This window comes from Pseudophaeobacter sp. 1A09344, assembly GCF_041008745.1.
In the GTDB taxonomy this organism is placed as follows: Bacteria; Pseudomonadota; Alphaproteobacteria; order Rhodobacterales; family Rhodobacteraceae; genus Phycobacter; species Phycobacter gallaeciensis_A.
The window spans coordinates 54,796-69,932 of record NZ_JAXGFS010000008.1; the positions used below are offsets into that span (position 1 = coordinate 54,796).

A 15,137-nucleotide genomic window follows, 5' to 3' on the forward strand; every position below is an offset into this window, starting at 1 on the left:
GATGGAGATCCCTGCACCAAGACTGCGCCATGCCTTCCGCCTGCGGGTGGAACTGGGTGTCCCGATTGAAATGGGGCAGGGACGCGCGGGGGTGCGACGGATCATACCGATCATCGGGGGCAAGGCGCTTGGCCCCGATCTGACCGGCGAGGTGCTGAACCTTGGCGCGGACTGGCAGACCATATTCGCCGATGGCGCCGCCCATCTTGATACGCGCTATGCGGTGAAAACCGAGGACGGCGCGGTGATCGAGATCGTCAATGTGGGCAGCCGCCATGGCCCTGCGGATGTTATCGCGCGGCTGGCCAGGGGTGAGGATGTGGACCCCACCAGCTATTACATGCGCACCGCCGCGCGGCTGGAGACCGGCGATGACCGCTATGCTTGGGTCAATCACATGCTCTTTGTCTGCTCCGGTATCCGCCGGGCCTCTGCCGTTGAAATCGACTATTATGCAGTGGAATAGCCAATGAAGCCTTTTGCCGCCCCTGTTGAGGACATCCTGTTCACGCTGAACCATGTGGTGGGCACAGCGGATCTGCCGGATTGGGATGCGGAATTCGCATCCGAGATTGCCGGGCATTTCGCGGCCTTTGCCGAAGGTGAGATCGCACCGCTGGATGAACCCGGTGATCTTGAGGGCTGCACGCTGACGGATGGCCGCGTCGCGATGCCCGCTGGCTTCAAGGATCTATACCGATCTTACGCTGAACAGGGCTGGCCGGGCCTCACCATCCCCGAGGAATTCGGAGGCCAGGGCATGGGCGCGATGATGCTGGCGATCACATCCGAGATTTTCTCAGGCGCCAATCATTCCATGCAGATGGTCGCCGGGCTGGTTCCGGGGGCTGCGCGCACTCTGACGCGGTTCGGCACGGCGGAACAGCAGGCGCGCTACCTGCCGTCGCTGGCCTCGGGTGAGACGCTGGCGACCATGTGCCTGACAGAACCCGGAGCGGGATCGGACCTCTCGCGCGTGCGCTGCCGGGCTAGCGCCGATGGTGACGGATGGCACATCACGGGTGAGAAGATCTTCATCTCCGGCGGCGACCAGGACATGAGCGACAAGGTCCTGCATCTGGTTCTCGCGCGCACCTCGGACAACGGGATCAAAGGGCTCTCTCTGTTCCTGTGTCCCTGCACGCGTGCCGATGGCAGTCGCAACGCTGTCACCGTCACCCGGATTGAGGAAAAGATGGGCCTGCATGCCTCCCCCACCTGCCAGTTGGCCTTTGATGGCGCCGAGGCCGAACTGATTGGCGCCGAGGGGCAGGGGCTGATGGCGATGTTCACGATGATGAACCACGCCCGCTCTGATGTTGCGCTGCAAGGCGTGGCCCATGCGGCGCATGCTTATGATGTGGCGGCATCCTATGCGGCAGAGCGCCAGCAGGGACGCGGCGCGGATGGACAGCCGGTGACGCTGGATGGCCACGCGGATGTGCGCCGGATGCTGGATGAGATCGACGCCGGTGCGCTGGGCGCCCGCGCGATTGCCCATCTGGCCTTTGTCACCATGGAGAAGGGCGACAATCCCGATCTGGTGGAGTTCCTGACCCCCCTGGCCAAGGTCAGCGGCACCGAGGCAGGCATCCGCGGCGCCGAACTGGGGGTGCAGGTGCTGGGCGGCTATGGGTATCTGCGCGAATACCGGTTGGAGCAGACCTATCGCGATGCCCGCATCACCGCGATCTATGAAGGGGCTAACGGCATTCACGAACGCATGCTGGCGACACGTCTGCTGGGTACACCCCCGGCGGAGGCCTTCGCGGCCTTCATGGCGGCAGAGGGCAAGGAGGCAGAGGCCGTTGCTGCTGCCTTGGAAGGCTGGAACCTTGCGCGAAAACAGTTGCTGGACAACCCTGACCCAACCGCCTTTGCGCATGAATTCTATCTGCTGACCCGCGATACGCTTTTGACGGCGCTGTGGAGCCGGGTTCTGCGGGCCGCATCGGCCCATTCGGATCCGCAGCGGCTGACGCGGGTCGCCACGCGCCAGCTGGAAGTGATTGCCGCAATGCGTCCGGCGCGGCTGGCGTTGCTGGGAGTTGCGCAAACCGCCGGGGCATAACCATCCGGCGCAGGTGAGGAGATCTGCGCCGTCTGGCCGAGGAAATTCACTGTTGAGCAAGGGGAGAGGTAAATAGTTTGCTGGTTAAGTAACTTTCCAGGAGGAGACCCGTCGCGCCTGTTTGTGGGTGACGGAGGAAAGACAACAAAGAGGAGGAAATCACATGACACTTAAATCCCGGATTCTGGCGCTTGGCGCCGCCGCGATGATGACGCTTGCCGCGCCGCTGGCCGCAGAGGGCTGGAAACCCGATGGAGCGCTGACCATTCAGGTCGGTTTTGGTGCTGGCGGATCGACAGACACCATGGGCCGCGTGCTGGCCAGCGTGATGGAGAAGAACACCGGCTGGGACATCGTGGTCGAGAACAAGCCCGGCGGCGGCGGCGTTGCCATGTTCACCGGCCTGTCGCAGCGCCCCCCGCAGGGCAAGGTCGTTGGCATGGGGGTTAGCATCCCCGTTCTGGTCCAGCTGGTTCAGCGCGGCGATCAGCTGCCGTTTGATGTCGACAGCTTTGATTACCTTGGCACCGTCGCCAAGGCAGAGCTTGCGCTGGTGGCCAGCGCCGATGCGCCCTTTGACGATTTGGAGGGCCTGATCGCCTATTCCAAGGAGCAGGGGCAGCTGGCGGTTGCCACCATGGCGCCGCCGCAGGTTCTGATGATGAAGGCAACGACCAAGACCACAGGAGCGGATTTTAACCTGGTGACCGCCGATGGTGGCGCCGAGGTGATGAAGCTGATCCTGGGCGGCCAGGTGCTTGCGGGGTTCGGATCGGGAGAGCAGTTTCCCTATCTTGAATCCGGCGACATGAAGGTGATTGCGGGCGCCAACCAGTCTCGCTTGAGCTATGCGCCGGAGGTCAAGACCTTCGTGGAATCCGGCATCAGCGCCTATGTCGATCCGGTGTTCTATCTGGCGACCACAAAAGGCACCGATCCTGCCGCGGTCGAGGCCATCGCGGCCGCGATCGACGAAGCGGTTGCCTCTCCCGAAATGGCTGAAATCGTGCAGAACGCGGTCAAGGGCGCGCCGATCAATATGGGACCCGAGGGCACCCATAAGATGATGACCGACGGTCTGGCAAACGCAGCCGTGTTGTTCGCGAAATAAAACCGCAAACCGCCCTGCGCGTGTTCGCGCGCAGGGCGGTTTCAGAATTTGGGAGGGTTCCATGGGTTTGTCTGCCGACCGTGCTTCGGGCGCGTTCTTTCTTCTGCTTGGTCTTGTGCTCTATTTCCTGGTCATCCCCTCCTATGTGGAGCGGGTCGAAGGGGGAAATCTGTCACCGGATACGATGCCCAATCTGATTTCCATTGTGATCGCCGTTAGTGGCGCGTTCCTGATGCTGAAACCGACCGGGCACCGCACCCAAAGACCGCATGTCTTTGCGATTACAGGCGCCTATGTGGCTGTTCTGGCAGGTGGGATCTATGCGATGTCCGTGTTCGGTTTTGAATATGTCGCCCCGCCGCTGGCGTTTGCGATCATGTGGATGATCGGGGAACGCCGCCCGGCCTGGCTGGCGGCGGGCGTCATCGTCATGCCTGCGCTGATCTGGTTCCTGGTGACCTACGCGCTTGGCCGCGCCTTGCCCTGAGGGAGTAAAATCATGGTGGATTTTTCGACGATCCTGGCAGGCTTTGGCGATGCCTTTTCCCTTATCAATCTTCTGTTCGTCATCTGCGGCGTGATCCTGGGGCAATTCGTCGGCGCGGTGCCCGGCATCGGCCCGATCATGGCCATGGCGATTGCTATTCCCTTTACCTTTGCGCTGGATCCGCTGGTGGCGATTTCCTTTCTGGTCGGGGTCAACAAGGGCGGACTGGTTGGCGGCGCGGTGCCTGCGGTTCTGATGAATACCCCTGGCACCCCCGATGCCGCCGCAACCGCGATGGACGGCTACCCGCTTGCCAAGAAGGGTAAGCCCCTCAAGGCCACCAAGATGGCCCTGTTTTCCTCGGTGACGGGCGATACCTTCAGCGACATCGTATTGATTACCGTGTCGGCGCCGCTGGCGGTTCTGGCCCTGCGCATGGGCCCGATTGAGATCGCCGCGCTGATGATCTTTGCCTTTTCCGTTCTGGCCGGGCTGATCGGCAATTCCCTCACCAAGGGTATCATCGCTGCGGCGCTGGGATTGCTGGTGGCTTCGGTCGGGACCGATCCGGAGCATTACACACCTAGGCTCATCTTTGGCTATTGGGATCTGTTCGACGGGTTGCCCCTGCCATCAGTTGCGATTGGCATGCTCGCCATTTCGGAAATCCTGCGCCGCATGTCCGATGCCCATGGCAGCGTCCGTTCCGCCATCATCATGGAGGATACCGGCAACCCGGACGACCGTCGGGTGACCTGGGCGGAATACTGGTCCTGTCGCTATACCATGCTGCGCGGTGCCACCATCGGAACCATTTTCGGCGCCTTACCGGGGATCGGTTCGACCGCTGCCGCCTTCATGTCCTATGCCTTCACCAAGGCCCGCTCAAAAGATCCGCAAAGCTTTGGCAAGGGCAACCTGCATGGCATCGCCGCAGCCGAATCCGCCAATTCTGCGGTTGTCGGCTCTAACCTGATCCCGCTGTTGACGCTGGGCATTCCGGGCAGTGTTAGCGCGGCGCTGATCATCAGTGCCTTCATGATCCACGGCATGCAGCCCGGCCCCTTGCTGTTCGAAAATCAGGGGCGGCTTGTCTACGGGCTGTTCGGGGCCATGATCATGGCGAATTTCATCAACCTGTGGATCGGGCAGGTCGGGCTGCGGCTTTGGGTCAAAGTGGTGTCGGCGCCGGAGTCCATCATCTTTTCCTCGGCGGTTCTGTTGTGTTTTGTCGGGGTGTCGATGGCAACCAACGGATTGTTCGGCGTTGCGATCATGCTGATCTTCGCGGTGATCGGGTACCTGATGTCCAGTTTCGGCTATCCGCTGGTGATCTTCATCATCGCGTTCTTTCTGGGACCAAGATTCGAGAAATCCATCGCACAATCGCTTGCGCTGACGAACGGGGATTTCACCCAGGTTCTGAAAAGCCCGGTTGCCGTCGCTTTGCTGCTTTTGTCGGTGGTGTCTTTCGTGTGGTTCCTGACCCGCAGCCGGGAGGCCGAGCTGTGACTATCTGAGCTCGGCCGAAGGTCAGAGCAGCATGAACAGAGGGAATTGCCCAAGAGGGCGGTTCCCTTTTGCTCTTCGAGAGGGAGGCCTACGGCGGTTTGAACGGATGAAGCCTGATCAGGGCAGCCGATAGGGTAAGGATTAAAGGGCTGGACCCGGGCGGCGCTGCGGCTGGATTTTACTAGCTCGAACCGCGCAACAGAACCGCAAGCCGCATGCCAGGCTATTATAGCAGTATGGGAGGAAGTGGCAGCCCGTAGGGGAATCGAACCCCTCTTTCCAGGTTGAAAACCTGGCGTCCTAACCGATAGACGAACGGGCCACTCTGTGCGTGAGGCGCTATGTACTCAGTCAGGTGAGTGGGCGCAAGAGTGATTTTTGCTCATTTGGGAAGAAATATTCGAGGCGGGTGTTCCGGGTGGTTTCATGGGCAGTTCGCGTCCCCCCAAAAGCGGCGTCAGAAGGCCTGCGCTGCAATTCGGTCAAAGGTTTTCTCCACATTGATATGTCGTGGGCCAGCCGCTTCTTGGCGTATCACTCCCTGATTTTCCACAACGCTTTATGGTTGTCTTGGTTCCGGCTGTGAAAACTGGCCTAAATATCGTTTGAAAGGGGGGCGGGCTAGGCGCTGAGCGTTTTCGGCGCATCGCGCGCGGCCTCTGGGCTTGTGAAGAGAGGCCGGAAGGGTAGGGCAAGCCGCAGTCAGGAGAAGCAAGTTTTCGGAAAATCAACATTCTGCTGCGCTGAACCTTCTGCGAAAAACGCAATTTCCGGGCGGGGTTACGTCTGGGTGTGGTGCTTTCCCTCGCGAAAACAGGGGCTGTCGGCAAAAAATCGCCTGTCGCCATCGGTCTTGAAAACGATTGGCGACTCACTATGAGATTTCATACTTTATGTTCGTTTTTGTAAAACAAATTCAATTATTTGCATTCATCCTTTGCGGTACGCGTCAGGCGGCGTGCAGCGGGCTTAATATGGGGCGGGGAGCCTCGTCCTCAGTCTTTTTTGCGTCTTTTGATCAAGATCAAAAGACTTTTGATCCGCGGTTTGTAAACATCAAGACATCCGCATGTGAAGGCGCGCGAACACATGATGCCGAGCCGGTCTTTTGCGGGCGGAAGATTTTGAAACTTTGAAGCGTATTGCCGGGGGACCCATCATGGCAGATCAAGTGCTCAACCAAACACCCACGTATACAGTGACACACACCTTCAGCACAAATGATGTGACTGGTACCTTCGGTGGGCTGACACAGGGCGATGTCCAAGACGGTGATCCTGCCGTTGTGGATTTTTCCGCCGAACCGGTGATTACCAAAGAGGGCGTCGCGCTGTATCCGGTAAACAGCGAATTTGGCTATAACGTCATTGATTTTGACCAAGCGATTGAAAAAGACTTTTTCGACGATCCGGAATACGAAGAAGGCTTCGTTGGCGATCTGTCCGGTGAGGGCGGAGAGCATCTGGGGCTGGTGGTTTCGAACGCCCCCACCGATGTTTTCCAGACCCCGGCAGTTCACGGCACCTGGCTGGCTGGCCTTGGTGGCAACACGGTCAAAGCCTCGACCGAACACTATGTGGTGATGCAGCAGGTGCTGTCGGATCAGCGTTTCCCCGGTGATCCGGATGCAGAATACCAGCTGGACGATAATCTGTGGATTGTTGGCGGCGAATACGACGGTCAATATGTGGCGGACGTGCTGCCTCAGGTCGGCGATGTAAACGGCGACGGTGTTCTGGATCTGAAGGATGTGCTGGAGCCCAATGAAGCCACCATTCAGGAAAACATCGCGGTCGGTAACGACTATTCGGTGACGCTGAAGGATGACGGCAAGCTGCTCTATCGTTGGGGCAATACCATCAAGAAGCCGAACGATGTGCGCATCGAGGCCGAGTTGCCTTTGCCGGACGAATGGTCGACCCCGGATGCCGACAATGATGATCTGATCCCGCTGTTCCAGATCACCCAGGCCGAGCTGGTCACCCGTCACACGATCACCAACAACCCGAATGACCAGATCCGCCCCGAGGATTTCGAGAACGAATCCGCCATTGGCCAGCTGCCCACCTATGAAATCCTTGAGGATGGCAAATGGGTTACCACCGATGACTACTATGGCGGTGATGGCACGCTTTATCCGGCGGGCACCGTTCTGAAAGACCCGGCGCTGGCTGCAGCGGCGCAAGGCTCGACCCTGGATCAGATCGGCGCCATGTCGGAAGATCTGGAAGAGGGCTATACCAACGCCTGGTACACCACCATGGATCGCGAGCCTTTTGAGGCGGTGCTGAATGAAGATGGCACCGAGTACATCGTCGGGCCGCGCTGGCGCCTGCAGCCGGATAAATACGGTCAGGATCTGCCCAGCGTCGTCATTCCGACCGACCCGAGCTTGGAGCCGCCGACCACCAACGATCAGGTGAAATACGAAGTCGGCGAAGACACCCAGACCGTGATCAACCTTCTGGACTGGGAATTCCCCGTATCGCCGCTGGCGATCAGTGCTGGCTGGCAGAACAACGCGGGTTCGGTGTCGATCAACGGTCTCAACATGACCAACAATTTCGACGTGGCCTTCTACGTCAAAGGCGATATCAAGCCTGCGACGCTGTATGACACCCAGCTGGTCATGAGCTATGAAGAAGTCACCATCAACGGCAAGGGTGTAGGTGTTTCCGGTTCCGCCGGGGACGACACTCTGGTCGGCCAGGGCGGCAACACCATGACCGGCGATGACGGCGATGACCTGTTCGTTCTGTCCTATGGTGTCACCAACGACTATTCGAAGATCGTCAGCAGCACTGTCACCGACTTCCAGCAGGGAGAGGATGTTCTGGGACTGATCGATCTCAGCATCACCGACGTCAACTTCAAGGATGTGGTATCGCAAAGCGTCGAAGGTGACGGTTTGCACGTCAGCCTCGGCGATTATGAGATCGCAACGCTGAGCGGCGTCACCTCCGAGCTGGAATTGGAAGATTTCCTGCTGATCAACCGCAGCAGCGATACAGCCGTGACCGGAACGAACGATGATGATTACATTGTTGGCGATGATTTCGATAACGTTCTGGTCGGTTTGGCTGGTGACGACACAATCTTGGGTCTTGGTGGTGATGATGAACTCATCGGCAACCGTGGCGCGGATTCGCTTGACGGCGGTGCAGGTGACGATCTGTTTGACAGTGGCACTGGTGCGGATGTTCTGATCGGTGGCACTGGCACGGATACGGCAACCTATGCGACTTCAATCAGAGGTGTGACCGTCAATCTTGAGAACGGAACTGGTGTGGGCGGTAAGGCGGATGGTGACACCCTGACCGGAATCGAAAACGTTATCGGGTCCAATGCTGCAGATACGCTGATCGGTTCAGACGACGAGGGCAATACTCTGAACGGCCGCAGCGGAGACGACCTGCTTGAAGGCGGCGGCGGCTGGGACCTGCTGATCGGCGGTGACGGCGCAGATACGCTGGACGGCGGTAACGGCACTGACCGCGCTTACTATGTGGACTCTGCCGAAGCTGTAACTGTGGATCTCGAGGCGGGAACCGGTATCGGTGGTGAAGCGGAAGGTGATGTTCTGATGAACGTCGAAGCCGTGACCGGCTCGCTGTTCGATGACCGGCTGATCGGGGACGCGGAGGATAACAATCTGATTGGCCGACTGGGTTCGGATGTGCTGATCGGCAACGATGGTGCCGATGATCTGGTAGGTCGTCTGGGTGAGGATACTCTGCGGGGCGGTGCTGGAAGCGACACCCTCGACGGTGGCCGGGCGAACGATCGTCTTGGCGGTGGCGCAGGGGACGATTTGCTGAAAGGCGGCGGCGGAGACGACGTTCTGCACGGTGGTCTGGGTGCCGATACCATCTACGGTGAGGCCGGTGATGACACCTTCCTGTTCAACCGGGGCAGCGATGTGCTTGACGGTGGTTTGGGCGATGACCGGGCTGAGTTCGATGGGGTCGAAGCTGACTTTACCGTTGTGGACAACGGCTCTGGCTCCTGGGAAGTTACCGATAACGCCACTGGCCATGTCGATACGCTGACCAGCGTCGAGACCCTGGTCTTTGACGATACGCTGATCCTGGCGTGAGCCTGAACAGATAGAGATTGGAAGCGGCCGTGGACCTTTGGGTCTGCGGCCGCTTCTCTTTTCGGAGTGCCTGAATTGGCCACCGGGGCCGACATCCTCACGGCGCGGAGATCGTCAGGGGATGAAGGGGCTCTGGAGCGGCTTTGTGATAGGTGACTACGCACCCTCCAACACGAATGGTGTTGGACGCAGATCAGTGAATGCCACGACAAACCAGGCGGTAAATTTTGCTATTCAGGAAGGTAAAAGTGGCAGCCCGTAGGGGAATCGAACCCCTCTTTCCAGGTTGAAAACCTGGCGTCCTAACCGATAGACGAACGGGCCACTCTGTGTGTGAGCGGTGTTTAGATATTCCCGTCAGTTGCCGCAAGCGAAAAAACGGGGTTTCAGCGAAAATATTTCCCTGCCGGAACAAGCGCCCCTCAGGACGCTGGCGCGGCGTCCTCCAGGCGCAATTGCGGGCTTTGACGACCGCCCCAGGTGTTGATCTCCAGCCGTCCGGCAAAGTGGAATCGGGCGCCGCCATGATCCAGCAGCCGGGGGCCAAGGTCGGTGTCGAAGGCGCCGAAACAGATGGCGTCAATGCCGCTGCTCAGTCCGTCGCTCAGAGACAGTTTCAGATGCGATTCTCCGACCCGTTTGGCAAAGCGGACCTCAAGATCGGGAAAGGCATAGCGCGGGGCAGGGGCCCCGGCGCCAAAGGGACCGGCCTGTTCGATCTGCTCGATCAGGTTGATCGAAGCGGCGCCGGGCATCAGCATCCCGTCGAGCTTCACATCTGCAGGGCCAAGGTCCCCGGCGCCTTGTTTCGCCAGCAGATCGCCCAGCCGCGCCATGGCCTCTTCGAGTTTATCCCGCGCGACGGTCAGACCGGCGGCCATCTTGTGCCCACCGCCCTTGATCAATTGGCCCTCGTTGGCTAGCCGCTGGATCGCTGCGCCCAGATCTATGCCGCTGACCGAGCGACCCGATCCCTTGCCCTCGTCTCCGTCCAGACCGATGACCACCGCCGGACGGCCTGCGGCCTCTTTCAGGCGCGAGGCAACGATGCCGACCACGCCCGGGTGCCAGCCTTCGCCTGCGGCCCAGACCAGCGGTGCATCAAGCCCGCGCGCTTCGGCTTGCTCCAGCGCGGCGGCGCGCACGGCGTTCTCGATGTCGCGGCGTTCGGTATTGAGTTGGTCAAGGCGTTCGGCCAGCGCTGCGGCCTCATGCGGGTTGTCGCTGGCCAGAAGACGCGCGCCCAGATCCGCCTTGCCGATGCGCCCGCCGGCATTGACCCGCGGTCCCAGCAGAAAGCCAAGATGATAGGTGGAGGGCGCCGAATCCATGCGGCTGACATCGGCCAGAGCCACCAGACCCACGCGTTTGCGCGCCGCCATGACCTTGAGCCCCTGACGCACCAGCGCCCGGTTGGCGCCGATCAGCGGCGCCACATCCGCCACCGTGGCAAGGGCGACAAGATCCAGAAGAGCCATCAGGTCCGGTCCGGTGCCAAGACCCTTTTCCCGGGCCTGCCGTCGCACCTCGACCAACATCAGAAACACCACGCCTGCAGCGCAGAAATATCCCAGATCCCCGTCTTCATCCTGCCGGTTCGGGTTCACCACCGCCACGCAGTCGGGCAGGGTTTCTCCGCCCAGGTGGTGGTCCAGCACGATCACATCGGCGCCTTTGGCCGCTGCGATCGGTCCATGGGACAGCGTGCCGCAATCGACACAGACGATCAGATCGTGATCGCGCGCCAGCGCTGACATGGCGGCGTCGTTTGGGCCGTAACCCTCGTCGATACGGTCAGGGATATAGAGTGTTGCATCCTGCCCCATTGCCCGCAGCCAGACCAAGAGAAGCGCTGCAGAGCTGCCGCCGTCGACGTCGTAATCGGCAAAGATGGCGATGCGCTGGCGTTGCTCGACCGCCTCCAGGAACCGGGCGGCGGCTGTTTCCATGTCCTTCATGCGCCGGGGATCGGGCAGCAGGTCCTTCAGCGCGGGGGTCAGGAAGCCTGTTGCCTCATGGGCGGGAACGCCGCGCCGGGCGAGGACCTGACAGACGGCGGCGGGCAGGCCTGTTTGCTGAGCCATGGCCTCGGCTGCGCGTTCCAGATCGATGCCCGGCCCCAGCCAGCGCCGTCCGGTGAGTGACTGTTCAACCCCTAGAAAGCTCACGCATCTCTCCCATGCAGGAAGGCCGGGCCCTGCGGACCCGGCCCTTTGAAAGTTTAATCCGACCGAGCCGTCGCGCCGCTGCGCTCGGGCCTGACAGTTGGCTGGATCAGCCCTGTGCCTAAACCGGGGTGCGGTAGGACATGCGGCGGACCGAACCGGTTTTCGACCGCATCAGCAGGGTGGTGGTTTCCAGCCAGCCCGGCTCGCGCTTGATGCGCGGCAGCAGTGAACCACCGGTGACGCCGGTGGCGGCAAAGATCACGTCCTGGGTGACCATCTCGTCGCGGGTGTAGACGCGGTCCAGGTCGGTGATGCCAGCTTTGGCGGCGCGGCCCTTTTCGTCATCGTTGCGGAACAGCAGACGACCAAAGATCTGACCACCCATGCATTTCAGCGCCGCAGCGGCCAGAACACCCTCGGGGGCGCCGCCTTGGCCCATGTACATATCGATGCCGGTCACTTCGGATTCGGCGCAATGCATGACGCCGGCCACGTCACCATCGGTAATCAGGCGGATCGAAGCGCCGGTTTCACGCACTTCGGCGATCATCGCTTCGTGGCGGGGGCGTTCCAGAATGCAAACGGTGATGTCCGACGGCGCGCATCCCTTGGCCTTAGCCAGCGCCTCGACCCGTTCACGCGGGGACATATCCAGCGAAACGACGCCTTCGGGGTAGCCCGGGCCGATGGCCAGCTTGTCCATATAGGTGTCGGGCGCGTGCAGCATCGAGCCGCGCGGACCCATGGCGATCACAGTCAGCGCGTTGGGCATGTCCTTGGCGGTCAGGGTGGTGCCTTCAAGCGGGTCCAACGCGATGTCCACGCCAGGACCATTGCCGGTGCCGACCTCTTCGCCGATGAACAGCATCGGAGCCTCGTCCCGTTCCCCTTCGCCGATAACGACGACGCCTGCGATGTCCAAGAGGTTCAGCTGTTCACGCATGGCGTTCACGGCGGCCTGGTCGGCAGCTTTTTCGTCGCCGCGCCCGATCAGCGAGGCAGAGGCCAGTGCGGCCTGTTCGGCGACCCGGGCCAGGCCCAGAGACAGCATGCGGTCGTGAAAGGGGGCGTCAGAGCTGGTCGAGGTCATACTCAATAATCCTGTGTCAATCCGTATGGGTTGCTTGTCGATACCCCGCGCAGGGCGCTGCGGGCAAGGGATGATCGCGCGGATTGGACCAGTTCCGTGGCCATTCCGCGCGGTATTTCATGGTTCTGCCTTCTGGATGAGGGCAGGGCGTCGCCTCAGAGTTCTTCGATACGCAGGGCCACAGGCGCGCCATCGACGACGCCGGTGGCTGCCAGACCGGCAAGGGCATCGTCCAACATGGCGCTGGTGCATTTGTGGGTCACGATCAGAACCGGGGCGATTGTTTCGGAATGGCCGTACTGGCGCATCCGGTCGATAGATACGCCAGCATCGCCAAGCGCGGCGGCAACCTTGGCCAGGGCACCGGGTTTGTCCTGAAGCGCCATGCGCAGATAATAGGGCGCGGGCAGGCCGGACATGGCCGAGGGCGCCTCCTGCAGGGTGGCGGCGGGCTGACCAAAGGTAGCAATGCGCAGACCCCGCGCGATATCGCAGATATCACCGAGCACGGCGCTGGCGGTCGGACCCTCGCCGGCACCGGGGCCGCGCAGTACGATCTGATCGACGGCATCGCCTTCGATCACCACCATGTTGGTGCCACCTTCCAGCTGCCCCAGCGGCGAATTCGCGGGCACCAGGCAGGGGGCCATGCGCTGTTCCAGCCCGCGGGCCGAGGTCTGCGCGACGCCCAGAAGCTTGATCCTAAAGCCCATGTCGGCGGCGTGGCGGATGTCTTCGATGGCGATCCGCTGGATGCCTTCCAGTTGCACGTCGTCAAAGGCCGGTTTGGTGCCAAAGGCGATCGCGGCAAGCAGCGCCAGTTTATGCCCGGCGTCGATGCCGCCCACGTCCAGCGTCGGGTCGGCTTCGAGGTAACCCAGATCGTCGGCCTCTTTGAAGACCGTTTCATAGGGCAAGCCGGAATGCTCCATCCGGGTCAGGATGTAGTTGCAGGTGCCGTTCATCACGCCCATGACGCGGGTGATTTCGTTGCCGGCAAGGCCCTCGGTAAGGGATTTGATAACCGGGATACCGCCTGCGACGGCGGCTTCGAAACGGATCACGCGGCCTGCGGCCTCGGCCTGTTCGGCCAGAGCCTGACCGTGGATCGCCAACAGCGCCTTGTTTGCGGTGACAACGTCCTTGCCAGCGGCCAGCGCCGCCTCGGTCGCGTCCTTGGCTACGCCTTCGTGCCCGCCCATCAGTTCGACAAAAACGTCGACATCGTCGCGTTTCGCCAGCGCCACGGGATCGGTTTCCCAGGCATAGGAGGACAGCGAAACGCCACGGTCCTTGGCCGCGTCACGAGCCGATACGGCGGTGATCACAACCGGGCGGCCTGTGCGCGCCTCCAGCAGTTCGGCCTGGCGGCGGATAATTCTTACCACGCCGACGCCGACCGTGCCCAAACCTGCAATCCCAAGGCGAAGCGGCTCTGTCATAGCTGGAGATCCTTTGTCACATAATCTTTGCCCCGCCTTAGCGGGTTCGGCGCAGCGGTGCAACGGCGCCGGACCGAGTGGCGCCGGAAAGCGGTATCAGAAAATGGAAAGGGTGGCGCCAGGGGCGCAAATGGTTCAGTTCTGGGCTTTCCTGAGCTCTTCTGCCCGGGCCTGCAGGCGCGCGGTGCGGGCCGCCATCTCCTGCTCCAGATCGCTGCTTTGCTCTTCGGGGACCGGCAGAGGGGTAACCAACTGGTCAACGGGCAGGAGCGGCGGATAACTGGCTGAGCGCATATCCGGCGACAGTCTGTCCTCGATTTCCGGCACCCGGGTACAGGCCGCTACCGCGATGGCTGCAGACAGCAGGCCAAGAAGGGAGATATGGGTAAGGCGCAGAGGCATCATCGGTTCACGGAGAGTTGAAGCATCAGGCGGGTCCTTCTCGCTTACGCGCGCCTCCTTGATGCACAATTGCAGACAAGGGCACAAGCGGGGCTTTTATCTGAACAAATGTTCAGTTAGCTTTGAGCGCATGGCACGTACTCAAGGCTCACACTCCGATATTACCGGCCCGCGCATTCAGGCGGCGGCGCTGCGGCTGTTTGCGCAGCATGGCTACGCCGCCGTGTCGATGCGCCAGATCGCGGCGGAGGTCGGGGTGCAGGCCGGGGCGCTATATAACTATACGCCGGACAAGCAAAGCCTGCTGTTCAGCCTGATGCAACGCCACATGAGCGAGCTGATGGAGGCTTGGCAGGCGGATCCAGCGGTGGAGGACGCGCTGGGGGAGTTGGAACGTTTCGTGCGCTTTCACATTCGCTTCCATATGGAGCGGCCAGATGCTGTCTTCATCGCCTACATGGAGCTGCGCAACCTGTCAGATGAGAACTTCGCCGTCATCGAAACCATGCGCCGCAACTATGAGGACGCGCTGGAAGCGGTGCTGAAGCAAGGCGTGGAGGAGGGTGTGTTCCGGATCCCTGACACCAAAATCGCAACGTTGGCGGTGATCGCGATGCTGAATGGTGTCATGACCTGGTACCGGACGGGCGGGCGCCTTTCGTTGCAGGAGGTCGAGACGATCTACTGGGACATGGTGCGCAAGGCCGTCGCGGCCTGATCCGCCGGTTTGGCCTGCCCCCGGATGGATCGGAGGCAGG

At 61.2% G+C, this 15,137-nt stretch carries 12 protein-coding genes and 2 tRNA genes; 8 read left to right on the forward strand and 6 right to left on the reverse strand.

Annotation, left to right across the window (positions count from 1 at the left end):
- The first annotated feature begins 1 nt into the window (after window position 1).
- From SM765_RS14580 to SM765_RS14600, 5 genes are all read left to right on the forward strand, one after another.
- Window positions 2–466, forward strand: coding sequence for a DUF3237 domain-containing protein (locus SM765_RS14580; RefSeq protein WP_274835861.1), 465 nt, complete (start codon window positions 2–4; stop codon window positions 464–466).
- A gap of 3 nt (window positions 467–469) precedes the next feature.
- Window positions 470–2,071 (forward strand): acyl-CoA dehydrogenase family protein, encoded by a 1,602-nt coding sequence (locus tag SM765_RS14585; protein WP_274838331.1) that lies wholly within the window; start codon window positions 470–472, stop codon window positions 2,069–2,071.
- Between the two features lie 163 nt (window positions 2,072–2,234).
- Window positions 2,235–3,182 carry a Bug family tripartite tricarboxylate transporter substrate binding protein gene (locus SM765_RS14590; RefSeq protein WP_274838330.1) on the forward strand — a complete coding sequence of 316 codons (948 nt, stop codon included), beginning with the start codon at window positions 2,235–2,237 and terminating at the stop codon, window positions 3,180–3,182.
- A gap of 61 nt (window positions 3,183–3,243) precedes the next feature.
- Window positions 3,244–3,669, forward strand: coding sequence for a tripartite tricarboxylate transporter TctB family protein (locus SM765_RS14595; protein ID WP_274828234.1), 426 nt, complete (start codon window positions 3,244–3,246; stop codon window positions 3,667–3,669).
- A gap of 12 nt (window positions 3,670–3,681) precedes the next feature.
- Window positions 3,682–5,181: a tripartite tricarboxylate transporter permease gene (locus SM765_RS14600; RefSeq protein ID WP_368981556.1), complete on the forward strand. Its 1,500-nt coding sequence runs from the start codon at window positions 3,682–3,684 to the stop codon at window positions 5,179–5,181.
- A gap of 247 nt (window positions 5,182–5,428) precedes the next feature.
- Here the strand turns inward: SM765_RS14600 and SM765_RS14605 are convergent.
- Window positions 5,429–5,503 (reverse strand) — tRNA-Glu (locus SM765_RS14605).
- A 571-nt stretch (window positions 5,504–6,074) separates the two neighbouring features.
- On the opposite strand from SM765_RS14605, the gene SM765_RS14610 reads away from it, so the two are divergent.
- Window positions 6,075–6,317 (forward strand): hypothetical protein, encoded by a 243-nt coding sequence (locus SM765_RS14610; protein ID WP_274836971.1) that lies wholly within the window; start codon window positions 6,075–6,077, stop codon window positions 6,315–6,317.
- Window positions 6,318–6,406: 89 nt separating this feature from the next.
- Window positions 6,407–9,277: a calcium-binding protein gene (locus SM765_RS14615; protein WP_274838328.1), complete on the forward strand. Its 2,871-nt coding sequence runs from the start codon at window positions 6,407–6,409 to the stop codon at window positions 9,275–9,277.
- 249 nt (window positions 9,278–9,526) lie between these two features.
- On the opposite strand, the gene SM765_RS14620 is transcribed toward SM765_RS14615, so the two are convergent.
- The 5 genes from SM765_RS14620 to SM765_RS14640 all read right to left on the reverse strand — a co-directional run bounded on the left by SM765_RS14620 (window position 9,527) and on the right by SM765_RS14640 (window position 14,379).
- Window positions 9,527–9,601: transfer RNA gene (locus tag SM765_RS14620), tRNA-Glu, on the reverse strand.
- A gap of 98 nt (window positions 9,602–9,699) precedes the next feature.
- On the reverse strand, window positions 9,700–11,445 hold the full coding sequence (gene recJ, locus SM765_RS14625) for a single-stranded-DNA-specific exonuclease RecJ (protein ID WP_274836033.1): 1,746 nt from the start codon (window positions 11,443–11,445) through the stop codon (window positions 9,700–9,702).
- Window positions 11,446–11,563: 118 nt separating this feature from the next.
- Window positions 11,564–12,535, reverse strand: coding sequence for a class II fructose-bisphosphatase (gene glpX / locus SM765_RS14630; RefSeq protein ID WP_274838327.1), 972 nt, complete (start codon window positions 12,533–12,535; stop codon window positions 11,564–11,566).
- Window positions 12,536–12,690: 155 nt separating this feature from the next.
- Window positions 12,691–13,977, reverse strand: a complete 1,287-nt coding sequence (locus SM765_RS14635) for a homoserine dehydrogenase (RefSeq protein ID WP_274838326.1) — start codon at window positions 13,975–13,977, stop codon at window positions 12,691–12,693.
- A 135-nt stretch (window positions 13,978–14,112) separates the two neighbouring features.
- Window positions 14,113–14,379 carry a hypothetical protein gene (locus tag SM765_RS14640; protein WP_274832399.1) on the reverse strand — a complete coding sequence of 89 codons (267 nt, stop codon included), beginning with the start codon at window positions 14,377–14,379 and terminating at the stop codon, window positions 14,113–14,115.
- A 130-nt stretch (window positions 14,380–14,509) separates the two neighbouring features.
- On the opposite strand from SM765_RS14640, the gene SM765_RS14645 reads away from it, so the two are divergent.
- Window positions 14,510–15,097, forward strand: a complete 588-nt coding sequence (locus tag SM765_RS14645; protein ID WP_274828241.1) for a TetR/AcrR family transcriptional regulator — start codon at window positions 14,510–14,512, stop codon at window positions 15,095–15,097.
- Window positions 15,098–15,137 lie beyond the last annotated feature (40 nt).